Genomic DNA, 25,280 nt, shown 5'->3' on the forward strand with positions numbered 1-25,280 from the left:
CTATTGCTTGGGCGAGGAAAGATTGCGCCTGTTGCCGCCATGCCGCAAAACTGGCCCCCTATGGCGAGCAAACCGCGCACACTCTACGAGAAAATCTGGGACGCCCATGTGGTCGAGCGGCGCGAGGATGGCACCTGCCTGCTCTATATCGACCGGCACCTGGTCCATGAGGTCACCAGTCCGCAGGCCTTCGAGGCGCTGCGGCTCGCTGGTCGCAAGGTGCGCCGGCCGGACCTCACGCTGGCGGTGCCCGATCACAATGTGCCGACCACCCCGCGGCTCGCGCCCGACGGCACGCCGCTGCCGATCGCCGATCCGCAAAGCGCGGCCCAACTCGCTGCGCTGGAACGCAATGCCCCCGAGTTCGGCGTGCGCTATATCGCGGCGACCGCCGCCGAACAGGGCATCGTCCATGTGGTCGGCCCCGAGCAGGGTTTCTCGCTGCCCGGCGCGACCATCGTCTGCGGCGACAGCCACACCGCGGCGCATGGCGGGATCGGCGCGCTGGCCTTCGGGATCGGCACCAGCGAGGTCGAGCATGTGCTGGCGACGCAAACGCTGCTGCTCGCGCCGTCCAGGACGATGGAGGTGCGGGTCGAAGGCGCGCTCGGCCCCGGGGTCACCCCCAAGGATCTGATCCTCCACATCATCGGCCGCATCGGCACCGCAGGCGGGACCGGTCATGTGATCGAATACCGCGGCGCCGTGTTCGAGAGCATGAGCGTCGAAGGCCGGCTGACGGTGTGCAACATGAGCATCGAGGGCGGCGCGCGCGCCGGACTGATCGCCCCCGACGAAACGGTGTTCGCCTATCTCGAAGGCCGCCCCTATGCTCCCAAGGGCGAGGATTGGACCCGCGCGTTGGCCTGGTGGCGCTCGCTGCGCAGCGACGAGGGTGCGCGTTTCGACCGCAGCGTGGTCATCGATGCGGGCGCGATCGAGCCCACGGTGAGCTGGGGGACCAGTCCCGAGGACGTGGTCGCGGTCGGCGGCAGCGTCCCTTCGCCCGACAGCTTCGCCGACCCCGCCAAACGCGAGGCGGCGCGGAAGAGCCTTGCGTACATGGGGCTGGAACCCGGCACCAGGATCGCCGATATCGCGATCGAAAACGTCTTCATCGGCAGTTGCACCAACAGCCGGATCGAGGATCTGCGCGCCGCCGCGCGGGTGCTCGAAGGACGAGCCAAGGCCGCCGGGGTCCGCTGGGCGATCGTGGTACCGGGCTCCGGGCTGGTCAAGCGTCAGGCCGAGGCCGAGGGGCTCGACCGGATATTCACCGCGGCCGGCTTCGAATGGCGCGAGCCGGGATGTTCGGCCTGTCTCGCGATGAACCCCGACAAGGTTCCCCCCGGCGAACGCTGCGCCTCGACCAGCAACCGCAATTTCGTCGGCCGACAGGGTCCCGGAGCGCGCACCCATCTGCTCAGCCCGGCGATGGCGGCCGCCGCAGCGGTCACCGGGCGGCTGACGGATGTCCGCGAACTGCTGGCCGAATGACCCCTTGCCAGCCCCGTCCCCGCTGCCCCATGAGAACCGCATGACACGCAAGAAAACAGGCAAGGCCGCCATCGCAGGCGCCATCGGTTCCGCCGCCATCGCCGCGGCGATGCTCTATGTATCCAATCGCAAGAAGAACCGGCCCGAGCAGCCGGGGCCGATTCCCCCTTCGGGCGAGAACCCCGAAACCGATTGATGCAGCCGGTCGCAAACATCGAAGGCCGGGCGATCCCCTTTGGCGCGAAGAATGTCGACACCGACATCATCATCCCCGCGCATTGGCTCAAGACCATCACCCGCGAAGGGCTGGCGCAAGGCGCGTTCGAGACCGTGCGGGCCGAACCCGGAAACGTGTTCGACCGGCCCGAAAATCTCGGCGCGCCGATCCTGATCGCGGGCGACAATTTCGGCTGCGGTTCGAGCCGCGAACATGCCGCTTGGGCGCTGCTCGATAGGTGCATCCGCGCGGTGATCGCGCCCAGCTTCTCGGACATCTTTTCGAGCAACGCCTTCAAGAACGGCATCCTCGCGGTCGAGCTGCCGCAGGAGCAGATCGACCGGCTGATGGAGGTAGCGCGCGAGCACCCGATCTCGATCGATCTCGATAGCCAGATCGTTGCAACCCCCTGTCAGGATCGGTTCGCTTTCGCGATCGATCCGTTCCGCAAGCATTGCCTGTCGCATGGACTCGACGAAATCGGGATGACGCTGGCGCGCGATGCCGCCATTTCCACCTATGAACGCAGCCGGGCCGCCTCGCTGCCCTGGCTCGACAATCCGAGGGAGAATTCATGATGAAAGCCGTGCTGTCCAAAGAGGTCGGTGGCCCCGAAACGCTGGTGGTCGAGGAGATTGCCGATCCCAAGCCCGGCGCCGGTGAGGTGCTGGTCAAAGTCGCCGCCTGCGCGATCAATTTCCCAGACACGCTGATCATCCGCGACATGTACCAGTTCAAGCCGCCCCGGCCCTTCGCCCCGGGCGGCGAAATCTCGGGGACGATCGAGGCGCTCGGCGAGGGCGTCGAAGGGTTCGTAGTGGGCGACAGGGTGATGTGCGGCACAGGCAGCGGGGGCCTGCAGGAGAAGGTGACCGTCGCAGCTGCACGGCTGTTCAAGGTGCCCGAGGGCATCGACCTGGTGCAAGCCAGCGCGCTGCTGATGACCTATGGCACCACCATCCACGGGTTGAAGGATCGCGGCGACATCAAAGCGGGCGAAACCGTGCTGGTGCTCGGTGCAGCCGGCGGGGTCGGACTGTCGGCGGTCGAACTCGCCAAGGCCTATGGCTGCCGCGTCGTCGCTGCGGTCTCGACCGAGGAAAAGGGCGAGGTCGCGCGCAAGGCGGGTGTCGACGAGGTGGTGATCTATCCCCGCGCCCCCTTCGACAAGGACCAATCCAAGCAGCTCGCAAGCGATTTCAAGGCTGCGGTCGGGCCCGATGGGGCGAATATCGTCTACGACATCGTCGGCGGGGATTATTCCGAGCCCGCGCTGCGCGCGATCGCCTGGGAAGGGCGCTTTCTGGTGATCGGTTTCCCCGCCGGGATCGCCAAGATGCCGCTCAACCTCACCCTGCTCAAGAGCTGCGACATCCGCGGCGTGTTCTGGGGCGCCTGGGCCGCACGCGAACCGCAGCGGAACGCCGCCAACATCGCCGAGCTGTTCGATCTCTGGAAGGCAGGCAAGATCAACCCGATGGTCAGCGAGACCTATCCGCTCGAACGCGCCCACGAAGCCATCGCCAAGCTGGAAAATCGCGGCGCGATCGGCAAGCTGGTGGTGACGATGCCCGGCTGACAATCCGGTTGCCGGAGGGAGCCGCTAGGCCTATCCCCGGGCCGATTGCATCTGCCCCACGAGGATCACCATGACCGATTTCAAGGATCGCCAGCGCGGCGAAGAAGCCAAATATGCGATGGACGAGGAAACCGCCTTCAAGATCGCGGCGCGGCGCAACCGTCTGCTGGGCGAATGGGCGGCGGGACTGATGGACCTCACCCCCGAAGAAACCGACGCTTACAAGAAGGCGGTCGTCCAGGCCGACTTCGAAGAGGCGGGCGACGAGGATGTGGTCCGCAAGCTGCTGGGCGATCTGACCGCAGCCGCGAACGATGTGACCGAGGCGGATATTCGCATCAAGCTGGAGGAGTGCTCGATCGAGGCGCGCCGCCAGTTCATGAGCGAGCAGGGCTGAAGCAATGCCGATGCCTGCCGAAGAAATCGAACGCCTGATCAAGCATGCACTGCCCCAGGCGCAGGTCGAGATCCGCGACCTGGCCGGCGACAACGACCATTTCGCCGCGCATGTCGTTGCGCCGGAATTCGCGGGCAAGAGCCGGGTCCAGCAGCACAAGCTGGTCTATGAAGCGCTGGGCGGCAGAATGGGCGGCGAGCTCCACGCCTTGCAACTGACGACCCAAGCTCCCACCTGAATCCCCTGTTCAAATTCGTAATGGAAGGCAGGACACCCCAATGTCCGATGTGAATTCCCGTATCACCGGCATCGTCGGCGACAGCGACGTCGTTCTCTTCATGAAGGGCACGCCGCTGTTCCCGCAATGCGGCTTCTCGAGCCGCGCAATCGCCATCTTGGATCACTGCGGCGTCGCCTATGAAAGCGTCGATGTCTTGCAGGACATGGAGATCCGCCAGGGCATCAAGGGCTTTTCGGACTGGCCGACCATTCCCCAGCTCTACGTCAAGGGCGAGTTCGTCGGCGGCAGCGACATCATGATGGAGATGTTCGAGGCGGGCGAATTGCAGCAGCTCATGGACGAAAAGCAGGTCGCCAAGGCGGAGGGCTGAGCCGCCCCGCAGTCCCGGACCGAATCGCAACGACAACGGGAAAGGCCCGCGTGACCGACCAAAGTCACGCGGGCCTTTTGTGTGGGGCTTTCGGGGAGGCGGGATCGCAGACCAGGAGCGGCTCCGCCTCGGTTCGAAGACCATCAGGAATGCTTAATCCTTGCACGCCTCGTGCCAAATCCGTTCCGAGGCGGTTTCCTGCCGGTCACGAAGGTTAATGCCCGAGCCGCCGGACCTGCAGGTGTAAATTTTCCCGACAAGCGCGAGGCTTTGCAAGCTTGGCAAGCGCCCACCCGCCATGCACTAAGGCGGCCATGACCGCTTCGCCCGACCAGCCGATCCCTGCCGCAACCCTGGTGATCTTCCGCGAGGGCCGCCAGGGTCCCGATCCCGAATTGCTGATGGTGGTGCGCTCGCGAAAGATGTCCTTCGCCGGCGGCATGGCGGTGTTCCCCGGCGGTCGGGTCGATCGGGCGGACTACGCGCTGGCGCAGCAGCTGGAGCGGGACGAGCAACCCGATGAACTCGCGCATCGCATCGCCGCGATCCGCGAAACGCTCGAGGAGACCGGATTGGCGGTGGGGCTGCGCGGGACGATCGATGCCGCCCTCGCCCGCGATGCACGCGCCGAGCTGTTGAAGCACGGCGCGCTCGCCCCGGTGCTCGACCGTTTCGATTGGACGATCGATCGCGACGCTATCATTCCCTTCGCGCGCTGGCTGCCACTGGGCATGGCGCACAGCCGCATCTTCGACACCCGCTTCTATCTCGCCGATCTGGGAACCGGCGCGGTCGATGTGGAAGTCGATGCAACCGAGAACACCCAGCTGTTCTGGGTCAGCGCGAAAGGCGCGCTCGCCATGGCGCAGCGCGAGGAGATCGCGCTGATTTTCCCCACGCGGCGCAATCTGGAACGGCTGGCGCTGTTCGGCGATTTTGCCGCTGCCCGCGCGCATGCCGAGGCAACGCCGGTGCGGATCATCACGCCGCAGGTCGACGAGAGCGGCGCGGCGCCCGTGCTCAGGATCCCCGAAGACGCCGGCTATCCCATCGTCTCCGAGATGCTCGATCGCGCCATGCGCGGCGACTGACCCGCGCCATCACCGGCTGATCGCGGTTTCGCCACCGAAGCGGAACGGGTGGCGCTTCGAAACCGTTCTTTCGTCGAACTCTCGGACAAGACTTTCAGACAAGGACGCATTCATCATGGGCACGATTACCACCGTCAATCCGGCGACCGGCGAAGACCTCACATCCTACGAACAGATCGGCCGCGACGAAGCGAGCGACAGGGTCGAAGCCTGCCACGCGGCCTTCGAGAAGTGGAAGCTGCAATCGCTCGACGAGCGCGCCAAGGTGATCAAGGGCATTGGCCAGGCCCTGCGCGACAACAAGGAAGAGCTGGCGCAGCTGATGACCGACGAGGTCGGCAAGCTGATCAAGGACAGCCGCGACGAGGTCGAGCTGTGCGCCGCGATCTGCGACTATACCGCCGCCAACGGGCCGACCGAACTCGCCGATCAGCAGCGCGAGCCAAGCAATGCCGGCCGCGGCATCGTCACCTTCTCGCCGATCGGGGTGATCTACGGCATTCAGCCGTGGAACTTCCCATCCTATCAGGTGGCCCGCTACGCGATCGCCAATCTGATGACGGGCAATGGCGTATTGCTCAAGCATGCCAGCAATTGCACGGGCAGCGGGCTGAAGCTCGCGGAAATCTTCGTCGAGGGCGGGCTCCCCGAAAACCTCTTCACCGTGCTGGTGATCGATCACGACACCTCGGATGCCATCATCGAGCATGAGAAAGTCCGCGGCGTTACGCTCACGGGCTCGGACACGGCGGGCAAGACCATCGCCCAAGCTGCGGGCAAGGTGCTCAAGCCGACCGTCCTCGAGCTGGGCTCCAACGATGCCTATATGGTGCTGGAGGACGCCGATCTCGATCTGGCTGCAAAGGTCTGCGCCAATGCGCGGCTCTACAACAACGGCGAAACCTGCATCAACGGCAAGCGCTTCATCGTTACCGAGAAGGTCTACGACGAGTTTCTGGACAAGTTCAGGGCGCGCTTCGAGGCGGTCAAGACCGGCGATCCCAATGCCGACGATACCGACATGGGGCCGATGGCGCGCGTCGATCTGCGCGACACGCTCCAGAAGCAGGTCGACCAGAGCATCGAAAAGGGTGCCACCGTCGCCGTCGGTTGCGCGATCCCCGAGGGACCCGGCGCCTTCTATCCCGCCTCGATCCTGACCGATGTCGCGCCCGGCCAGCCCGCCTATGAGGACGAGTTGTTCGGCCCTGTCGCCTCGGTGATCAAGGCGAAAGACGACGAGGACGCGATGCGGATCGCCAACGACAGCCGCTACGGGCTCGGCGGCGGAATTCTATCCCGGAACGTCGACCGCGCGATCGAACTGGCCTCGCGCCATTTCGACACCGGCATGGTGTATATCAACACCTACGGCGTGGCCGATCCCTCGATGCCCTTCGGCGGCGTCAAGAATTCCGGCTATGGCCGGGAGCACGGCGGTTTCGGGATCAAGGAGTTCGCCAATGCGAAAAGCATCTTCGTGGGCAGCGCCTGACGATCGGCGGACCCGGCGATCGGCGGACCTGACGATCAGCGGAAGGTGCCGATGAGCCGCTCGTACTCGGCTTCCGGGGCGCCGTAGCTGGCACCTGCGAACTCTTCGAGTGCCGCACGGTCGCGCACTCTGACGCAGCCGCGATCCGATCTGATCAGATGCATCCCCTCGAGCTTTTGCAGGGCGAGGCTGACGGTGGGTCGCCTGACCGCCAGCATGATCGAGAGGAAATCATGGGTCAGTTCCAGCTCCTGGTCGTCCACCCGGTCGAGGCACATCAGCAACCAGCGGGCCAGCCGTTCGTCGACCTGATGAACCGCGTTGCTGAGCGCGGTGTAGGCCGTCTGGACCGACAGGACCTGCGCGAAGCGCAACAACGCGAGCTGGAGGCTGGAGCTTTGCGCGAGCGCCTCGCGCAAGGCATCCGCCGGAATGGAGAGACATTCACCCGGTAGCTGCATCAGACCTTCATGGGGGGTGCGGTCGTCGCCCAGCACCATCGAAACCGGCAGAAAACCCTCGCGTCCTACAAGGCCGTTTTCCGCGCGCAGCCCCTCGGGTGTGGTCGTCATGATCGAACCGAGACCGCTTTCGGGAAACCACACTGTCTCGATCCGTTCGCCCTTCGCGAACAGTTCGCCGCCGCGTTCGACCGAGCGACGATGCAGGTGCGGTTCGAGGAGGGCGAGATCGTGCTTCTCCAGCCCGCGCAGCAGGCGGTTGGTCGAAACGATACGAGTCTGGTGTAGCATGTGCGCTCCCGCCTTCGGACAGGAAGTCACCCTCGGCGCGGGCCCTGATACCCAGTAGCGCCGACTGCATCCTAGCATGGTGGAGATCTCAAACAAGTCGCCGGTCCGACGCGCATAAGTGTTTGGTTCGCCAGCGGACCCAACTCCCTTCCCAACACTTTATAGTGTATCAGCATAAAATCACGCTAGCAGGCAATCGAGACTGCCATGGAAAAACTGATGCAAGTTAATAATTACACCACTCCTTCCGCCCCGTCACGCGTCGGCGGACAGTCGAATACCTTTCTCGAACGGCTCGGCCGACTTGATTTGGTGGAAGACGGCGATCTTGCAGCTCTCGATACGATCTTCTCCAGCCCCGTCGATGTTCCCGCGAAGAAGGACTTCGTGGCCGAGGATCATGCTTCGGACCGCCTCCATGTCCTGCTCGATGGCTGGGCCTGCCGCTATCGGACCATTGCCGACGGACGTCGGCAGATCGTCACCGTGTGCCTGCCCGGCGACATCCTCGACATCGACCGGCTGTATCTGGAGGCGCCGGGCTGCGGAGTAGCAAGCCTCAGTCCGTGCCGCATCGCGTCGGTCCATCGCGAGGACCTGTTTGCGCAGATGGACCAGAATCATCGTCTCGCCACCGCCTTCGGATGGCTGGGAGCGGCGGACAACGCGCTCCTCGCGGAACATTCGGTCAATCTCGGGCGACGATCCGCGCGCGAACATCTGGCTCACCTGATGTGCGAAATCATGGTCCGCCTCGAATCGGTCGGCCTGGCCGACGGTTCGAACTGCTCCTGGCCGATCACCCAGGAACAGATTGCCGATATTCTCGGGCTCACCCCGGTCCATGTGAACCGGACGATGCAGGAACTCAGAGCGCGCCACTTGATCGAGATCAGCGGTCAGGAATTGCATATCCTCGATCGCAAGGGTCTGGAGCGCTCGGCCGGGTTCGACAGCGGCTATTTGCAACTCCACGGTTGCCGGCCGGAGATTCGGATCGTCTCGCACGCCGACCAGGTCTCCCGCAGCGCGGAGCAGGAGGAAGGCATTCAACTGCGCGACCGGGAAATGGCGCACCGGTTCAAGAATCTGGTGGGGGTCGCGCAGGCGCTGGTCCATCAGTCGCTTCGCAGCGACGTTCCCGTCGATCAGGCGCGAGAGGCGCTGCTGGCGCGCCTCGCGGTTCTGGGCACGGCGATCGACGCGCTGACCAAGGGTGACTGGCGGCACGGCCAGCTCAAGCGCGCGATCGAGGAAACGCTGGTCCTCCATCAGGGAATGGGCCGGATCCATTGCAGCGGACCCGACCTGAAATTGACCGCTCCCGCGCTGACGACCATCGCGCTGGCCTTGCACGAATTGCAGACCAATGCGCTGAAATACGGTGCGCTTTCGACCGACAGCGGGAGCGTCGAGCTGTTGTGGAAAGTGATCGACGGTCCCGCGGGGCCCCGCTTGTGGATGCAGTGGGCGGAACGGGGCGGCCCCGAGGCGCGCAAGCCGATGCACAGCGGTTTCGGCAGTCGGCTGATCGCCGAAAACACCGCGCACGCGCTTGGCGGCGAGACGATGGTGGATTTCACGCCCGAGGGTCTGACCTGGTTGCTGCTCGCTCCGCTCGACCGGATCGGCGCGAAGGACGACAGCGAAGCCGGAGGTTAGAGTTGCTCGGTCACCTTCCGGGGTCTTGGCGAAGTGAGGACATCCAGACGAGCCAGCAGTCTTTTCGCCTCGGCGAGCGAGGAGCGCGCGCTATCGAAGCCGAACCGCAGCTCGGTGCGCGCGGCCAGCACCCGGCGGTGAACCTCATCGATGCCGCGCTGGATCTCGGCGGATGAAACCGGCTTCTTCGGCGCCATCTGACAGGACTCGAGCGTTTCCGCGAACGGCAGTTGAAACAGCGCCGTCCCCTGCGCGTCGGCGATCTCGAACGCGCAGCCCATGGGATCCTGCCGGGCGTCGATCAGTTCCGGCCACATGTCGCGCGCGGCGCCGAATGCACCCAGATAGGCTTCCTCGGCAGAACCGAACTCGACGCCGGTATCATCCAGCGTCTGAGAGGTGCCATCGTGAAAGTGAAAGAAAAAACGGGGCAATCTGGCTGATATCCTGTAGCGAGTGGCTCTTTGGTGAGCCTTACCGTCAGCGAGGTTACGCCGCAATTAACCGGACCACGCCGCCTAGTACATCGGTTTTCCTGGCCCGGTTCTAAACGGACAATCGGCCCCTCGGCAACCTCCCCACAAGGACTTTGATGCGGATATGGATGTAACAGTGGATCAAGAAGCCGAACCGACGCCGATCTGCGCGATCGGTGCGTCGGCGGGTGGTATCGGTGCACTGCAGGAATTCTTCCGCCGGATAGACGATAATCTGGGCATCGCCTATGTCGTGATCGTCCACCTGGCCCCCGACTACCCAAGTCACCTCGCCGAAATCCTCGGCCAGTGTACCGCGATGCCCGTGCATCAGGTCGACGACACGCCCGAGCTGAAGCCCGATTGCGTCTATGTCATCGGGCCGGACCGGGAGCTGTCCATCACCGGGAATCACGTCAAGGCGCGGCCGTTCACCGAGCCGCGCGGTCAGCGGGCACCGATCGACATGTTCTTCCGCTCGATCGCGGCGGCGCGCGGCGATGGCTTTGCGGTGGTCATGACCGGCGCCGGCTCCGACGGGGCGGTGGGGGTCCGCAAGGTCAAGGAAGCCGGCGGCGTGATCCTGGTGCAGGATCCGCGCGAAGCCGAGTTTGCCATGATGCCGCGCAGCGCGATCGCCACCGGGGTCGCCGACTTTATCGAGCCGATCGCCGGCCTGACCCGGCGCATCGCCGAGACGCTGCAGAGCAAAAAGGCCTTGCAGCAGACGTCGGAAGAAGACGCCGATCAGCAGATCTTTAAAATTCTCGCCTTCCTCCGCGTGCGCACCGGACACGACTTCGCCAGCTACAAGAGCGCGACGGTGCGCCGCAGGATCGGACGGCGGATGGAGGTGACGCGGCAGGCCAGCCTGAGCGATTACGCCGATTATCTCAGCCAAACCCCGGAGGAAGCGCAGGATCTGCTCGGCGATCTGCTGATCTCGGTGACGTCCTTTTTCCGCGACCGCGAATCCTACGCCGAACTGGCGGAAACGGTCATCCCGACCCTGTTCGATGCCCATGGCGAACATGGCACGATCCGCATCTGGTCGGCAGGCTGCGCAACCGGCGAAGAGGCCTACAGCATCGCGATCCTGATGCTGGAAGAGGCCGAGCGCCGCGGCGTTCGCCCGGATATCCAGATCTTCGCGAGCGATCTCGACGAAGGCGCGCTGCGGACGGCGCGCGAGGGCCGCTATCCGCGCGCGATCGAGGCCGACCTCAGCGAAGAAAGGCTCGAGCGCTTCTTCCTTCAGGAACTCGAACATTACCGCATCCGCAAGGAGGTTCGCGACCTCGTGCTGTTCGCGCATCATAGCGCGATGAAGGACCCGCCCTTCATGCATCTGGATCTGGTCAGTTGCCGTAATTTGCTGATCTATCTCGAACGCGAATTGCAGCGGCAGTTGCTGGCGCTGTTCCATTACGCGCTCGATCCCGGCGGATTCCTGTTCCTCGGTTCGGCCGAAAGCGCGGATGCACGCAGCGACCTGTTCGCCTCGCACGCCCGCGATGCGCAGATCTATACGGCCAAGCCTCGCAACAAGCATTCGGTGGAACTGCTCAACCAGCTGCCGCGCAGCCACCGCAAGGACCTGCCCAAGCCGTCTCAGGCGACCGGTCGTGCCGAGCGCTCTCCGGTGGCAGCGCACGCCGCCGCGCTCGAAAGCGTTGCGCCGCCAAGCGTCTTGGTGGACGAAGATCAGCGGATACTTCACCTGTCGCCGGGTGCCGGCCGGTACATCATGCCGCCCGCAGGCCCGCTTACGCACGATCTGTCCGAAATCGTCCGGCCCGAACTGCGCGGAGAGCTCAGGAGCGCGTTGCATCGCGCCTTCGCGTCTCAGGAAGCGAACATCACCCTGCCCGTCAACGTCGGCTTCGATGGCGAGCGACGGCGGGTGACGATGTTCGTCGCCGCCCAGCCGAGCGAACCGCACATGGCCGCACAGGCGCTGGTCATGTTTCTGGACGGCGGCGCTGTGGCGGAAGGCGAGGAGACGGAGGAGGTCGGGCAAGGAGATGGCGCGCGCGAAGTCCGCCGGTTGCGCGAAGAGGTGCGCAGCGCGCAGGAGCGGCTGGACGCCAGTCGACGCGAGCACGAAAGCTCGGCGCAGGAATTGCGGATCGCCAACGAGGAACTGCAGTCGATCAACGAGGAATATCGCTCCACTGCAGAGGAACTCGAGACCAGCAAGGAGGAGCTGCAGTCGATCAACGAAGAGCTGCAGACGGTGAATTCCGAACTCAAGACCAAGCTCGACAACGTCGCCAGCGCCCATAGCGACCTGCAGAACCTGATCAACGCGACCGAAATCGGCACTCTGTTTCTCGATGCCGACTTGCGCATCAAGATGCTGACGCCCGCAGTCGAACAGCTCTTCAGCGTCAGCGAAAGCGATGTCGGTCGGCCGATCACCGATTTCACGCACAAGCTGGAATATGAGGGCGTCGAGAACGATGCGCGCCGCGTGCTGCGCGATCTCTCCCCGATCGAGAACGAGGTAAAGACGCGCGACGGCCGATGGCTGATGATGCGGCTACGCCCCTATCGAACCGTCGAGGATCGTATCGAGGGGATCGTGCTCAGTTTCGTCGAGATTACGGAGCGCCGCGATGCCCAGGACCGGTAGCGCATCAGCGAGGAACGCTATCGAACGCTGTTCCAGGCGATGGAAGACGGCTTCCTGCTGATCGGTGCTGCAGGGACCGAAGACCCGTCCAGGTTCCGTTTTCTCGAAGCCAATCCGGCGGCCGATCGCATGCTGGGGTCGTCGCTGGAAGGCGAACTGCTCGACGAAGCGAATTCTCCCTTCGAACCGCCCTTGTTCCCCGAGGTGCGCCAAGCGCTCGACGAAGGCAAACCGCGCCGGGCGACGGTCCAGTTGAAGGACAGCGGTCGCTGGCTCGACCTGGGGATCTCGCCCCTGCCCGGCGACCGTGCCGCAGTTTCCTTCAGAGATGTCACATCGATGAAGGAGTTGGAGCATCGCTTGGCGCACTTGCCGGAGCAATCCGACCAATAGCTCCGCCGGTAATCACCCGGACGCAACTCCGCGGCTCGGGACGAAAACAGCCGAAGGGGAATGGTGCGCCCGGCAGGACTCGAACCTGCTGCCTCAAGATTAGAAGTCTCGCGCTCTATCCAGATGAGCTACGGGCGCGCACCCGTGGGGCAATAGCGCGGCTTTGCCTTTGCGCCAATCGGCGATAGGACGTTGCCCGATGGAAAATCCTGCGCCGCCCGCCGTCCCGGCCACCGCCGAACCGCCGCGCTTCCGATATTACGATCTGGTGATGGCGGCTTTCGTCACCATCCTGATCCTGTCCAATCTGATCGGCGCAGCCAAGCCCTCCTTCATCACCCTGCCCGACGGCAGCGAGTGGTCGTTCGGTGCGGGGGTGCTGTTCTTTCCGGTCAGCTACATCATCGGCGACGTCTTGACCGAGGTCTATGGCTACGCCCGGGCGCGGCGGGTGATCTGGACCGGGTTCGCGGCGCTCGCGTTCATGGCTTTCATGGCGTGGGTGGTGGTCGCGCTCCCGCCCGCCCCCGGCTGGACCGGGCAAGCCGCCTACGAGCAGGTGTTCGGCAACACCTGGCGGATCGTCGCCGCTTCGATGATCGCCTTCTGGGCGGGCGAGTTCGCCAACAGCTATGTCCTCGCGCGGATGAAGGTCTGGACCAGGGGCAAGGCGCTGTGGAGCCGCACGATCGGCTCGACGGTGGTCGGTCAGGGGCTCGACAGCCTGATCTTCTACCCGCTCGCCTTCTATGGGCTGGCCGGCTGGCCCCCCGAATTGCTGTGGCAGGTCATGCTTTCGCAATGGGCGATCAAGACCGCCTGGGAGGCGTTGCTCACGCCCTTTACCTATCTGGTGATCGGCTGGCTCAAACGGCGCGAAGACATCGAAATATACGATACCGACACCGACTTCTCGCCCTTCGCCAGCACGCGCAGCTAACCGACTCCGGTATAAAAAAGGGCCGGACGATGCGCCCGGCCCCCTCCCTCTCCCAAGGAAGCGAAAGTCTAGAAAGTCACACCCACCCCGATGCCGTAGCGGCGCGGGTCGAGGGTGAAGATATTGGTGAAATTGCCCGAAGACGCATCGGTCAGATAGAGACCGGTGACCGAGTCGCTATCAAAGATGTTCTGGATGAAACCCCGAACGAAGAAGCGATCGTCGGGCCCGTTCAGTTGGATCTGCGCATTCGCCTGGACGAAGGGCTCGATCCTGTTGACGTTGCCGTTGAACACGTTTCCGTACTGTTCGCCCGTAAAGGCCAGATCGAACCGTGGCACCAGCGACCAGCCGTTGTTGAAGTCGGCCGTGTACTGAACGCCGACCGAGGCTTTCATTTCGGGCGCCTGAGGCAGTTTGTTGCCGTTGAGGTTGACCTCGACACCGGGGCTCAGGACCTGGATTCCTCCGAACGCCGCCCCGACCGCCTGCGCCTGCGCCTCGAGCGCGGAACAGATGCTGAAGGCACCGGTCGAAGCGATTCCGCCATCGCTCGGGAAGGCGGTCGGACCGCGCAGCCCGAGCGCAGGGTTGATCGTCGCAACGAAGGCGTTGGCATTCGCACCGGTGACCGCGCAGAGCGAACCGTTGGAGATGTCCTTGATGATCACGGCATTAGGATCGCCGCCGCCCGGATCGCGCGGATTCGAGAAGAACTGGTCACCGTCGACCTTGGCGTTGAGATAGCTGAACGACATGTTGATCAGCCAGGCCGGATCGGGCGCGATGACCGCCTCGACTTCGGCACCGTAAACGATGGCATCGATGGTGTCGTTGACCGAGGTGCGCGCCACGATGCGACTGAGCTGGAGACCTGAGTATTTGTAGTAGAACGCCGTGGCATTGAGCTGCATCCGCCCGTTCGCAAGCGAGTTCTTCGACCCGATTTCGAACGCATCGATGATCTCCGAGCCAAAGGATTCGGGAACCGCGAAGATGGGCGAGAGCGGCGGATTGATGCCCCCCGACTTGTAGCCGCGCGAGTAGGAGGCGTAGATCAGATTGTCCGGGGTGACCGCGAAATCGAGCACCGCGCGCCCGGTGATCTCGTCGAACGAGACGGACCGCTGCTGCACCAGCTGATTGCCGGGCGTGCCCGGGTCGGCATCGAACCCGCCGACGAAGGGCGAATCGAAAGGATCGCCGCCGCCGAAGGGATTGAGGAAGTTTGCCAGAGTGGTGCGGGCGGTGACATCCTTGGTGTCGTCATTGTAACGCAACCCGCCGGTGAACTGGAGCCGGTCGGTGAGGTCGACATAGACCTCGCCGAAGATGCCGAAGCTCTCCAGTTCGAACGACCGGGTGTTGTTGCGATACATCGAGGTCGCGAGATAGGAAGGCGGCGCGCCCGCCCCCAGCGCGCTGAACGTACCCAATATCCCGGTCGCATAATCGAGGCCGAAGGAGTTGACGTAGTAGCTGTTCGTATCCGTGGTCACATTGGCGTAGATGCCGCCGACCAAAAAGTTGAAGGGCCCGTCGAAATCGCTCGAGAGAATTCCTTCGACCGACCAGGCCTTGTTGTCCTGGTTCGAGCGATCGAAGGCCAGCGGCACATCCGCGCAGACGGCATTGCCTTCGTAGACGCCCCGGTTGCCGTCGTCATTGTCCGAAGCGCACAGGATTCCGTTGGGTCCGTTGGGTATCAAGGCATTGGCAATGGGTGCCAGATAGGCACCGATCCCGGGGGCTTGGGCGAAAGCTGCCAGCTGGTTGAGCGCTCCGGCATAGCCGCTGCGATCGAGCACGCCCAAATTGTAGTCCTGCCGGGAATCGACCCGGTTTTCCTGATAGGTGCCGCCGATCGAAAGGTCGAACGAGCCGATGGCTTGCTCCAGCCGCGCCTGGAGGATCATTTCGTCGGTGAAATATTCCGGCGTGAACGGCGTATTTACCGTGCGGACATCATTCGGCTCGTCGAAATTGGCGAAGCCGTCGGGACCGTAGATGCTGCCGAGGCCGAAGCCGGGGGGCAGGCCCTGGATGGCGTAGAGTTCCGAGGAAGAAAGCACCGATGCGAGCGTCGAATTCGCATTGGTACTGTCGAAGTCGCGACGGTTGGCCAGACAGCCGAGCACCCCGGTGGGATCGCGCTGACAGGTCTGCTTCTGGATGCGCAGACGGTCGTCGTCCTCGCGGAAGTAATAGCCGATCAGGTCGATGGTCGTATTGGCGCCCGGCTCGAACCGCAGCGAACCGCGCACGGCGTACATGTCGCGCCCGTCGATCGATGAATTGTCGAAGAGATTGGTCGTGTAGCCATCGCGGTTGAGGTAGAAGCCGGCCACGCGTACACCGATGGCTTCGCCGACCGGCACATTGATCATGCCGGTCGCCTTGATGCTGTCGTAATTGCCATATTCGAAGGTCGCGGCACCGCCGAAGCCGGACAGATCGGGTTTGGCGGTGACGACGTTCACCACGCCTGCCGTGGCATTGCGCCCGAACAACGTGCCCTGCGGACCGCGCAGGACCTCGATGCGTTCGAGATCGAAATATTCCGTTTCGAACAGGCGCGTGCCGAACAGCGGCGCTCCGTTCTGATGGATCGCGGTCGCGCTGTCGCAGGTCACCCCGACGCACAGATCGCCGATCCCGCGAATGGTGAAACTCGAAGCGGTGAAGTTCGACTTGGTGAAGGAGACGTTGGGAAGCGTGAGTTGAAGATCGCTCGCATTTTCGATCTGCTGCGCCTCGAGCGCTTCAGCATCGAACGCGCTGACCGCGATCGGCACTTCCTGCAAAGTCTGGTTTTGACGCTGCGCAGTGACGATGATCGTCGGTGCGTTGAAGCGCGGATTCTCCAGATCGCTATCGGCGGCAGATTGTGCGTGAACCGGAACTGCAACTGCACCGGCGCAAATGCCGGCCAGAAGGGTGGCCTTAACCCTCATAATTCCCTCTCCTCATCCAGCCGTCTATTTTTGCGGCTTAGACACGGAAAGGTAACAGATCGCCGATTGCTGGCAACCCTCTACGCAGCTATGTTGCGCACAGGCTCCATTATGCGTCTTTTTCGTTTTCCGGAGAGCCGGTCGGCGGCGCCATCAAACCAGTTCGCTGCTCAGCGAAATGTCGGCGATGCCGCGTCCGCCATGAGCATCACGGCCCAGTTGAACCAGAACGTCGATGACACTCGCGGCATAGGCGATCGTATCGGCGCGGGTCAGGCCGATCCCGGTCTGCATCACCATCAGCGATAACTGCTCGAGCGCGCCGCTCAGCGAATTGGCGTGGATGGTCGAGAAACTGCCCGGATGACCGGTGTTGATCGCGCGCAGGAAGCTGACACTTTCCGCGCCGCGCAATTCGCCCAGGACGATGCGATCGGGGCGCAGCCGCAGCGCCGCCTGAAGCAGCTCGTTGGCGGTGACCTTGGCCTCGCCCAATTCGCCCTTCACTGCCACCAGACCGACGCCGTTCTCGCCCGGCAGCTTGAGTTCGGGCGTATCCTCCACCAGCACCACCCGCTCGTGCCGCGGAATTTCTCCCAGCATGGCGTTGAGGAAGGTGGTCTTGCCGGTGCTGGTGCCGCCTGAGATCAGGATCGTCCGCCGCTGCCCGATCGCGGCGCGCAGAAAGGCGATCGGCTCGGCGTGCGGATCGGGCAGCGGTTCGTCGCGGCGCGGCGTGAGCGGGCCCTGATCGTAGGCGTCGAGCGTAAGGTCGAGCCGGCGATGGCGACGGATTGCCATCGTCCAGTGCTTGCGCGCAGCCGGCGGGCCGCAGAACTGAATCCGCGCGCCGTCGGGCAAGGTCGCGCCGAGCAGCGGATGCTCGCGATTGATCCCCTGGTGGCTGACCCGCGCCACCTGTTCGGCCAGCCGCTGGACCAGCCGGTCATCGACCTCGGCCACCGCAATCTTCTGCATTCCGGGATGGGCGGAATCCTCGATCCACACCTCCCCGGGGCGGTTGACGAGGATCTCGGTGACCGTGTCGCGATCGAGCCAGTGCCGGAACGGCGCGAGATAGGCATCGAGATAGACGCTGCGCTCGCCGGCGACGGGCTGCAGCGGCTCGATCTCGCCCGGCTGGAGGGTGTGAATATCCGCGCTCATCGCTCGTGATCGCCTCAGCTTACCTGGGTGAAGTCGAGATCGCGCGCGGTGAAGATGCGGATCGGCTCGCCCTGGCGCACGCGCACCGTCGGACCGCGCTGGCCATCCTGCTGCGCAGCGACGCTAGCGGCCGATTGCCCCGCACCGCCCAGCACCACCGATGCGCCGCCCGACCCGAGTGCGCTCAGGCCGCCCACGACCGACAACAGCATCGCCGAACCGAACCGCTTGAAGAAGCTGTTGCTGACCTTGCCCTGGAGCCCGGTGGTCCCGTCGAAACCGATCGCCGGAGAGGCGAGGTTCACCGATGCTCCGTCGGGCCGAATGATCCGGGTCCAGATCACATAGGCGCGCTTTTGCCCGCCCTGGAGACCGGACTGGTACTGACCGATCAGCCGGCTCGACCGGGGAACCAGAACCCGGGTCCCGTCGAAGCTCTTGACGTCCTGGCTGACCACTGCGCGGACATAACCCGGAACGTTGGTGTCGATCGCGGTCTCGAGCACGGCGGGAATCAACGTCCCTTGCGTCACCGTGGTCGATGGATTGGTCATCGCCTTCGCCTGCGCCGGCGCGCCGCCGACACCGCCCACACGGCTGGCGAAATCGCTAGCCGAATTGCCGGTAGCGCTCGTTGCAGCGGCTTCGCCGGCTGCGGTCGGGCCGGCCTGCAAGGTCGCCGCGGAGGAGCCGGAATCGAACACCAGCGTCGGGCTTGAATAGGGATTGCTCGCCGGCATCGATTGCGGCGGCGCCGAATACACCGGCGAAGGTGCCGGATCCGCGTAGGGCGCGGGCGGCGCCATCGGCACGGGCGCGGCGGCTTCAGCCGTAAGCGGTGCCGCGACCGGCACCGGCGCGGCAGCAGCTTGCGGCGCAGGCTGCGCGCTTCCGATCCCTTCGGGTTCGGCGACGCGCGCCGAATTCATGCTCCACAGCGTCACCGCACCCAGCGCGGCGACCAGCGCGATACCCGCGACCATCCCGACCCCTTCGCTGCGCCCCTTCCTGGCGGCGACCGCCGGAAAGCTGTTACGCTGAGCCAGATCGATGATCTCGGCATCCGCATCGTCGCGCGGATCGACGTCGTTGGCAGGTCCGGAGATCCCGCTCTTGGGCGGCATGCGCATGGCCAGTTTCATGATCCCACCTTTCCTGCCGAAACGGGAGCCGTTTCAGCGCGTGTTTCGCGTCGGGTCCGTTCTGGGCCGGTGTTGACGAGCGTGGCTTTCCCCTCGCCGGAGCGCAGCACGATCTCGCGCGGCACACCGTCGACCACGATGACATCCTCGCGCACCGTGAAGTTCACCGGCCCCTCATCGCCCTTGGCATTGGTGGTGAGGATGGCTGGAACGGCGCGCCCCTGCGGCCAGGTAAGGAACACCGCCTCGCCATCGTCGAAAATGCGCACCGGCAGCAGCGCCGTGTCGCCCGAAGCCGCCCAGGCGAAGTTGAGCTCCGCGGGATCGACCGACGCAAGCGGATCTGCGCTTGCCTCTGCCGCAGGGATTGCGCCGGCAAGCTGCGGCGATTCTTCCTTCGGCTCATCGGGATAGGTGAAGCTGAGGACGTAGAGCGGTTTCGCATTCGGACTCGCCACCAGGTCGAACAGATAGGTGCGCTTGTTGGTCACGACGGTCATGTTGGTCGAGGCGCGAGCTTCGAGCGGCTTCACGAACAGCAGGTTGGCGCGCTTGTTGGGCGTGATCTGCCAAGCCGTAGAGTCGCCGATGGCGACGTTCTCGATCGCTTCGCTGTCGTCGAAGCGGATCGTGGCCTGGACCTTCACCTGGCCGTTGACCCGGACCACCCGCGATTCGTCATAGGGTATCTCGACCAGCCGGTCGTCTTGCGCCGACAACGGCGAAGACAAAGGCGCGGCGAACAGGGCGAGCGCCAACGCGGTAGCGGTGGGACGGATCATTTCTTGGACTCCAGAGGACTCGTATTGGCCGAGCGGAAGCGGCTTCCCACGCCATGCGCACGCGATATCGGGGGGATACCGGGCTGCGCCGGAGCGGCGCCCGAAGCGGCGTTGAAAACCCGGGTGGTGCGGGCCTGCGCCGTCTGCGTCGACCCGCCCGCGTCATTGGCCGGCATGGCAACCGGCTGCGCGGCGATATCGATGCGGCGCGCCTGCGCCAGCACCTGCGAGGTGGCCCGCGCCTGCTCGGTCGCGGGTTGCCCCGCGGCGGCTGCGGGCGTGGAGGTATGGATGACTGTGGGCGCATCCTGACGGTCGCTTTCAGAGCGGGCGAGACCGAACACGGTCCAGCCGCCCACCATGGTCGCGGCTGTCCTGAGAACCAGCACCATCAGCGCGACGTGAACCGCGCCGATCATGAAGAAGCCCATCGCCGCTTGCGCATCGACCTGCCCCGGTGTCGCCACCAGCGTAGACAGGACCGGCACCGCCAGTTCGAGCATCACGCTGCCGCCGATCACCGCGAACAGCGGTGCCAGCGCCAGCATGGTCACGCCCTTGAGCCAGCCGGCGAACAGACCGCGCGTCCCCTCGAACAGCGCCATGACGACGAAGACCGGCCCCAGCGCCACCAGCACCGCCAGCGCGATGCGCGCGGTTACCAGCAGACCGACGGTCCCCAGCATGAACAGCATCGCCCCGAGCCACATCATCCCCTCGGGCGAGAATGCGGAGATGTCCTCGGCGCCCGCGCTCGCCTGCTGGATCGCAAGAAACACCACATCGATCTTCTGCGCGAAGGTCGTGGTGGCGGATTCGGTCGTGCCGGTCAGCACGCCCGCCAGCCAGTCGGGAGCGCCGATGGCCAGGTTCCAGACCACGCTCTGATAGGCGACCCAGCTGGTCGCGAAGGTCAGCACCAGACCCACGGTGATCATCCGCGGGGTCAGGGCCCGCACCCCGATGCTCGACCGGCCGGTCAGCAACTGCAGCCCGAAAATCGCGATATAGATCGTGAGCAAGATGGTCAGCACCGTGGCCATCGAGCCACCGGGGGCGAACAGTCGCCCGAAGGCCTGCGCGGTGAGATTGCCCGCAGTGCAATCGACCGCGCGCAGCGCCGCCGCGACGCCCGAACCGACCTCCTGGGCCACCTGCTGGCAATTCACCGTCATTCGGCGGCCAGTCGTTCGGGAATGTAGCCGAGGCTGTCGTTCGCGCCGCCGCCCGGCCAGGCCGCGCCGGTGAGCGAGGGGAACCAGTCCGCCGGATCGTCGCCGACCGCTTCTCGCAGCAGGTCGAGCCGGCGCACCGAACCCTCGCGTCCCGAAAGCACGGTCAGCACTTCGGGCGCACCCGAGAGGTCGAGCCGGACCACCACGCTGGCATCGGGCTGGCGGATCAGGAAGCAGCGGCTGTGGGCGGGCAGCGTGCGGATCAGCGCCAGCTCGTGCTGGGTCAGCCCGAACCCGTCGCAATAATCCTCGGGTCGCGCGCGGCTGTTGGGCATGAAGATCATGGTCGCGGTCTGTTCGACCAGCGCGGTGGAGATGCGGCTTTCGAGCGCATCGCGCGCGCTCTGGGTGGCGAAACCGACCAGCGCGTTGCGCTTGCGCAGCGTCTTGAGCCAGTCGCGGATCCGCGCGGCGAAGACCTCGTCGTCGAGCGCCTTCCAGCCCTCGTCGATCAGGATCATGGTCGGATCGCCGTCGAGCCGCTCCTCGATCCGGTGGAACAGATACATCATCGTCGGCGTGCGCAGCTTGGGGTTTTCGAGCAGCGCGGTCATGTCGAAGCCCACCACCCGCGTGCTGAGATCGAGCCGATCCTCGGCGTTGTCGAACAACCAGCCGTTCTCGCCCTCGCCGATCCACGCACCAAGCCGGTCGGCCAGATCGCCCGGCTGAGGACGACGGGTGCCCGAGAGCAGCTCCTTGAAATGGCGCAGCCGCCGCAGCGAACCGTCGTTGGCGTAGGCGGCGTCCACCGCAGCGGCGATGGTCGCGGCTTCTTCGGGTCCCTCGGCCTTGAGCAGGACGCCCAGCCAGTCGCGCAGGAAGGCTCGATTGGTGGCGTTGTCGGCAAGCGCCATCGGGTTGAAACCGGTCGGCTCGCCCGCGCTGATACGATCGTAGCGCCCGCCGATCCCGCGGATGAACAGCTCGGCGCCGCGATCCTTGTCGAACAGCACGGTGCGCGGCTTGAACTTCTGCGCCTGCGCGGCGAGGAAGTTCATCACCACGGTCTTGCCCGAGCCCGAGGGGCCGATGACCGAGAAATTGCCCAGATCGCCATGGTGGAAGTTGAAGAAGAACGGCGTCGCGCTGGTCGTCTGCAGCAGCGTCACCGCCTCGCCCCAGTGATTGCCCTCGGCCTTGCCCAGCGCGAAGCCATGGAACGAACCGAAGCTCGCCATATTGGCGCTCGAGATCAGCGCGCGGCGCACCAGATAGCCCTCGTTGCCGGGGAACTGGCCCCAGAAGGCGGGTTCCAGATTGGTGTCCTCGCGCACCGCGATCGCGCCGGTATCGGCCAGCGCTGCGGCACAGGCGGCGGTCGCATCGTCGAGCCGAGCGAGATCACGCTCGCGCACCAGCACGGTGAGATGATGATCGCCAAAACCCACTGCGCCATTGCCCAGCGCATCGCGCGCGGCGAGCATGTCGGCCCGCTCGGCGGCCGCCTCCTCGTCGGCGGATTTGAGCCGGCGGATCGCCAGATCCATCCGCTCGCGCGCGGTCTGCCGCTCCTGCGGCGCGTAGCTCTCGCTGACCACCATCTCGAAGGGCAACCGCAGCAGCGCGTCGAGCAGACCCGGGCTGGTCGCCTCGGGATAATCCTTGAGCCCCAGGATCGCGGCGAATTCGGGCGCGCCCGAGCCGCGCTGCTCCAGCGCATCGAGCCCGAAAGAAACCCTCCGATAGGGCAGCATATTGCCGATATCGACATCGTCGGCAGGCCGCCGCACCGGCCGCATTTCGCCGTTGTAGAGCGCCGAGAGCAGTTCCAGCAGCTCATTGTTGGTGGCGCCCTGCGGTCCGGTGTAATCGCCCAGCGGCTGCGCCCCATAGGCGGCGAGCGAAGCCATCAGCCCGGTCGCGGCGGATTTCAGCGCTCGCAGGTCCTTGGGGTCGGCCTCGATCTCGGCCCGACCCTTGCGGCGCCAGCTCTTGGCTGCGCGTTCCACAAGGCCAGCCTTGCCCCGCGCGGGGCGGCGGATCAGCGTGACGAACTGGTCGTTGATGAACAGCGAGCCCGAACCGAGCCGCTCCTTCCAGCGCTCCGAAATATGGCGGCTCAGATCGTCGGGATAGACACCCTCGAGATCGACCTCGACGCGGCGCCGCACCACGTGGTGATACATCACGAAGCGCGCATCCAGCGTCGAGCGCAGCATGATCTCGCGCGTCGCCGCATGGGCGTTGAGCGCTTCGCTGTCCTCGGTTTCGAACAGCAGGCCAGGCACCTGCAGCGCGGTCATCAGCGAACCGTCGCGCAGCAGGAGCGTGTTGCCGTCGACCAGCCGCGCATAGGGCAGCCGGTCGCCCGCGCGCGCTTCCCTGGCGCTCCAGGAGGCAGCTCCGATCCATTTGCTCATGCGGTCGCGGTCCTTCGTCCGTTACGCCTCAGGCGGCGTAGCTGTTGCAGCCCCAGCGGTTGTAATTCTTTACCCGCGGACATTTCGACACCTTGGTGATCCACAGATCGAAGATGCGCGGTTCGCGCAGGCAGGCGAAATAGCCGATGCCGTGGATGAGCAGCGCGGCGGGCAAGGCCCAGAAGCTGCCGGTGATCAGGAACAGCTCGGTCGTCACCATGCCGTTGATGATGAAATAGTTGAACGTCACCCCGGCGAACATCTGCGGCCGGGTGAGCGCGCGATGGACGGGGTGGCGGACGAGCTGCTGCATTTCAGGCGCCCGCCGCCTGCTGGATGCCCGCGACGATCGAGGCGGCTCCGAACAGGATGAAGGTGCCCAGGATCACCGTGGCGCCGAAGCGCCAGTTGAGCCGCCCGGTCAGCATCATGAAGCCCACCGCGGCGACCGCCATAACCGCGACCGCGGTGGCGACATTGCCGAGCAGCGTGCCCTGCAGCCAGCCGACTGCTGCCACGACCGGGCCCGATCCCGCAGGATCGGCGGCCTGCGCCAGCGCGGCGGTCGGTGCGGCGAACAGCGCCAGGGCAAGAATACGGAACATCGAACGCATCGAAAAGCTACTCCCGGGAATGATCGGACAGGCGGCCCATGATGGCCGCGACATAATGCTGGGTCTCGCGGATACGCGGGATGCCATTGGCGCGGATGACCCTTCCCGGCCCCGCGTTGTAGGCAGCCAGAGCGCGCTCCAGATCGCCGTCGAAGCGGTCGAGCTGTTCGCGAAGATAGCGGGCGCCGCCTTCGAGATTGGCGAAGGGATCATCGGGGTTCACCCCCAGTTCGCGCGCCGTGCCGGGCATCAGCTGCGCCAATCCGCGCGCACCGACCGGCGAGATCGCATCGGCGCGCCAGCGGCTTTCCTGCCAGACCAATGCTTCGATCAATGAAGCGCTGAGATCGAACCGGCGGGCGAGTTCGGCGACTTTGGCGCGGTAGGCCTGCGGCACGCCCTGCGCATGGCGGGCGGCGTCGCCGACAATGTGTTCGGGATGTGCGATACCGGTCGAAAACCCGGTTTCGGCATCGACACCATCAAGGAGGCCGGTGTCGAATTCGACATCGACGGTTTCGCGATCCGACACGACGGATGCGCCGCCGGCGATCCAGCGTGCGTTTTCTCCATCAATCTGCAACACGTCCGCCCTGGCTTGCGTGGCACCGAAGGCCAAGCTCATCGCCAGGAGGCTATGCGTGCACGCGGCACGAATCATGGCGCCCTCCACAGTCAGAACCCCGATGGGGGCTATACATGACACGCGGGTGACAAAGAAATCTTCAGTGCGAAGTTCGAACCGAGGGTTCGCGCCTTTTATCCGTCAGGAACCGGTCGGGCCCGAACCGACCTATCGCGCCGCAACGCGGGAGCCGGTAGCGAATTCGCCCCGCTCGAGCATAGCGAGCGCCTGCCGCGCGAGTCGGCGGGAGTCGATCCATTCGCCCTCGGCGGTTTCGAGTTCGACCCGCTCGGCCTTGTCCCGCGCAGCCTCGAACAATTGCCGAGCCAGCGCTTCATCGCCCTTGCGCGCATAGGCGATACCGAGATTGATCAGCCGCGCCGGATCGTCGTTCTCGATTTGGTCGTTGTCCATGATCGCGGCGATCGCGGCGGCATCGCGTCCCTCGACCAGAGCCTGATGCCCGAAATCGTCTGCGACCGGTGCCTGTACCATGGCCAGAATGGCAATCCCCTCTGCGAGCCCGAACATGATCTCTCTCCTTCAGTTCAATGAAGAGCCGTTTGAACACATCGCAAAAGCCCCTGCAACATATCTGTAACATTGTCACTGTTGAGTCATATCCTGCCGCATCTATCCATCGAAGCGGCTTT

At 64.9% G+C, this 25,280-nt stretch carries 25 protein-coding genes and 1 tRNA gene; 13 read left to right on the forward strand and 13 right to left on the reverse strand.

Annotation, left to right across the window (positions count from 1 at the left end):
* Positions 1 to 60: 60 nt before the first annotated feature.
* The 9 genes from leuC (at position 61) to Q9K01_RS10560 (ending at position 6,887) form a co-directional block, all read left to right on the forward strand.
* Entirely contained in the window at positions 61 to 1,497 is a 1,437-nt protein-coding gene (gene leuC / locus Q9K01_RS10520; RefSeq protein WP_305930207.1) for a 3-isopropylmalate dehydratase large subunit, read from the forward strand.
* Positions 1,498 to 1,537: 40 nt separating this feature from the next.
* The gene (locus tag Q9K01_RS10525) at positions 1,538 to 1,693 is read left to right on the forward strand and encodes an isopropylmalate isomerase (RefSeq protein ID WP_305930208.1); all 156 of its coding nucleotides are present in this window, start codon (positions 1,538 to 1,540) and stop codon (positions 1,691 to 1,693) included.
* Complete coding sequence (gene leuD, locus Q9K01_RS10530) at positions 1,693 to 2,292, forward strand: 3-isopropylmalate dehydratase small subunit (protein ID WP_305930209.1); 600 nt, start codon at positions 1,693 to 1,695, stop codon at positions 2,290 to 2,292. Before Q9K01_RS10525 ends, leuD begins: the two co-directional genes overlap by 1 nt.
* Positions 2,292 to 3,293 (forward strand): NADPH:quinone oxidoreductase family protein, encoded by a 1,002-nt coding sequence (locus Q9K01_RS10535; protein ID WP_305930482.1) that lies wholly within the window; start codon positions 2,292 to 2,294, stop codon positions 3,291 to 3,293. The genes leuD and Q9K01_RS10535 overlap by 1 nt, the downstream gene beginning before the upstream one ends.
* Before the next feature lie 70 nt (positions 3,294 to 3,363).
* Positions 3,364 to 3,690, forward strand: coding sequence for a DUF1476 domain-containing protein (locus Q9K01_RS10540; RefSeq protein WP_305930210.1), 327 nt, complete (start codon positions 3,364 to 3,366; stop codon positions 3,688 to 3,690).
* 4 nt (positions 3,691 to 3,694) lie between these two features.
* Positions 3,695 to 3,928 (forward strand): BolA/IbaG family iron-sulfur metabolism protein, encoded by a 234-nt coding sequence (locus Q9K01_RS10545; protein ID WP_305930211.1) that lies wholly within the window; start codon positions 3,695 to 3,697, stop codon positions 3,926 to 3,928.
* Positions 3,929 to 3,968: 40 nt separating this feature from the next.
* Positions 3,969 to 4,301, forward strand: a complete 333-nt coding sequence (gene grxD / locus Q9K01_RS10550; protein WP_305930212.1) for a Grx4 family monothiol glutaredoxin — start codon at positions 3,969 to 3,971, stop codon at positions 4,299 to 4,301.
* A gap of 314 nt (positions 4,302 to 4,615) precedes the next feature.
* Complete coding sequence (locus tag Q9K01_RS10555) at positions 4,616 to 5,392, forward strand: NUDIX hydrolase (RefSeq protein ID WP_305930213.1); 777 nt, start codon at positions 4,616 to 4,618, stop codon at positions 5,390 to 5,392.
* 115 nt (positions 5,393 to 5,507) lie between these two features.
* A complete protein-coding gene (locus Q9K01_RS10560) occupies positions 5,508 to 6,887 on the forward strand; it encodes an NAD-dependent succinate-semialdehyde dehydrogenase (protein WP_305930214.1) in 1,380 nt (459 codons plus the stop codon).
* Between the two features lie 35 nt (positions 6,888 to 6,922).
* Here the strand turns inward: Q9K01_RS10560 and Q9K01_RS10565 are convergent, their stop codons facing one another.
* Complete coding sequence (locus Q9K01_RS10565; protein ID WP_305930215.1) at positions 6,923 to 7,639, reverse strand: Crp/Fnr family transcriptional regulator; 717 nt, start codon at positions 7,637 to 7,639, stop codon at positions 6,923 to 6,925.
* A 219-nt stretch (positions 7,640 to 7,858) separates the two neighbouring features.
* On the opposite strand from Q9K01_RS10565, the gene Q9K01_RS10570 reads away from it, so the two are divergent.
* Complete coding sequence (locus Q9K01_RS10570; RefSeq protein WP_305930216.1) at positions 7,859 to 9,301, forward strand: helix-turn-helix domain-containing protein; 1,443 nt, start codon at positions 7,859 to 7,861, stop codon at positions 9,299 to 9,301.
* On the opposite strand, the gene Q9K01_RS10575 is transcribed toward Q9K01_RS10570, so the two are convergent.
* Positions 9,298 to 9,735: a DUF6894 family protein gene (locus Q9K01_RS10575; RefSeq protein WP_305930217.1), complete on the reverse strand. Its 438-nt coding sequence runs from the start codon at positions 9,733 to 9,735 to the stop codon at positions 9,298 to 9,300. The genes Q9K01_RS10570 and Q9K01_RS10575 overlap by 4 nt on opposite strands.
* Before the next feature lie 178 nt (positions 9,736 to 9,913).
* Between Q9K01_RS10575 and Q9K01_RS10580 the strand changes: the two genes are divergently transcribed.
* A complete protein-coding gene (locus Q9K01_RS10580; protein ID WP_305930218.1) occupies positions 9,914 to 12,412 on the forward strand; it encodes a CheR family methyltransferase in 2,499 nt (832 codons plus the stop codon).
* Between the two features lie 3 nt (positions 12,413 to 12,415).
* On the forward strand, positions 12,416 to 12,805 hold the full coding sequence (locus Q9K01_RS10585) for a PAS domain-containing protein (protein WP_305930483.1): 390 nt from the start codon (positions 12,416 to 12,418) through the stop codon (positions 12,803 to 12,805).
* A 61-nt stretch (positions 12,806 to 12,866) separates the two neighbouring features.
* On the opposite strand, the gene Q9K01_RS10590 is transcribed toward Q9K01_RS10585, so the two are convergent.
* Positions 12,867 to 12,943, reverse strand: a tRNA-Arg gene (locus Q9K01_RS10590).
* 61 nt (positions 12,944 to 13,004) lie between these two features.
* On the opposite strand from Q9K01_RS10590, the gene Q9K01_RS10595 reads away from it, so the two are divergent.
* Positions 13,005 to 13,745, forward strand: coding sequence for a queuosine precursor transporter (locus Q9K01_RS10595; RefSeq protein WP_305930219.1), 741 nt, complete (start codon positions 13,005 to 13,007; stop codon positions 13,743 to 13,745).
* A gap of 68 nt (positions 13,746 to 13,813) precedes the next feature.
* On the opposite strand, the gene Q9K01_RS10600 is transcribed toward Q9K01_RS10595, so the two are convergent.
* From Q9K01_RS10600 to Q9K01_RS10645, 10 genes are all read right to left on the reverse strand, one after another.
* A complete protein-coding gene (locus Q9K01_RS10600) occupies positions 13,814 to 16,699 on the reverse strand; it encodes a TonB-dependent receptor (protein WP_305930220.1) in 2,886 nt (961 codons plus the stop codon).
* A gap of 153 nt (positions 16,700 to 16,852) precedes the next feature.
* Positions 16,853 to 17,866 carry a P-type DNA transfer ATPase VirB11 gene (gene virB11, locus Q9K01_RS10605; protein WP_305930221.1) on the reverse strand — a complete coding sequence of 338 codons (1,014 nt, stop codon included), beginning with the start codon at positions 17,864 to 17,866 and terminating at the stop codon, positions 16,853 to 16,855.
* Positions 17,867 to 17,880: 14 nt separating this feature from the next.
* Positions 17,881 to 19,008, reverse strand: a complete 1,128-nt coding sequence (locus Q9K01_RS10610; RefSeq protein WP_305930222.1) for a TrbI/VirB10 family protein — start codon at positions 19,006 to 19,008, stop codon at positions 17,881 to 17,883.
* Positions 19,005 to 19,790 carry a TrbG/VirB9 family P-type conjugative transfer protein gene (locus Q9K01_RS10615; RefSeq protein WP_305930223.1) on the reverse strand — a complete coding sequence of 262 codons (786 nt, stop codon included), beginning with the start codon at positions 19,788 to 19,790 and terminating at the stop codon, positions 19,005 to 19,007. Before Q9K01_RS10615 ends, Q9K01_RS10610 begins: the two co-directional genes overlap by 4 nt.
* Entirely contained in the window at positions 19,787 to 20,944 is a 1,158-nt protein-coding gene (locus Q9K01_RS10620; RefSeq protein WP_340324267.1) for a TrbL/VirB6 family protein, read from the reverse strand. Before Q9K01_RS10620 ends, Q9K01_RS10615 begins: the two co-directional genes overlap by 4 nt.
* Before the next feature lie 17 nt (positions 20,945 to 20,961).
* Complete coding sequence (locus Q9K01_RS10625) at positions 20,962 to 23,388, reverse strand: VirB4 family type IV secretion/conjugal transfer ATPase (RefSeq protein ID WP_305930225.1); 2,427 nt, start codon at positions 23,386 to 23,388, stop codon at positions 20,962 to 20,964.
* 28 nt (positions 23,389 to 23,416) lie between these two features.
* Positions 23,417 to 23,701: a VirB3 family type IV secretion system protein gene (locus Q9K01_RS10630; protein WP_305930226.1), complete on the reverse strand. Its 285-nt coding sequence runs from the start codon at positions 23,699 to 23,701 to the stop codon at positions 23,417 to 23,419.
* Between the two features lies 1 nt (position 23,702).
* Complete coding sequence (locus Q9K01_RS10635) at positions 23,703 to 24,002, reverse strand: TrbC/VirB2 family protein (RefSeq protein WP_422785306.1); 300 nt, start codon at positions 24,000 to 24,002, stop codon at positions 23,703 to 23,705.
* A gap of 7 nt (positions 24,003 to 24,009) precedes the next feature.
* A complete protein-coding gene (locus Q9K01_RS10640; protein WP_305930228.1) occupies positions 24,010 to 24,627 on the reverse strand; it encodes a lytic transglycosylase domain-containing protein in 618 nt (205 codons plus the stop codon).
* A 168-nt stretch (positions 24,628 to 24,795) separates the two neighbouring features.
* The gene (locus tag Q9K01_RS10645; protein WP_305930229.1) at positions 24,796 to 25,158 is read right to left on the reverse strand and encodes a hypothetical protein; all 363 of its coding nucleotides are present in this window, start codon (positions 25,156 to 25,158) and stop codon (positions 24,796 to 24,798) included.
* Positions 25,159 to 25,280: the final 122 nt, after the last annotated feature.

Origin of the sequence: Qipengyuania benthica (assembly GCF_030717865.1) — a bacterium.
Classification (GTDB): Bacteria; Pseudomonadota; Alphaproteobacteria; order Sphingomonadales; family Sphingomonadaceae; genus Qipengyuania; species Qipengyuania benthica.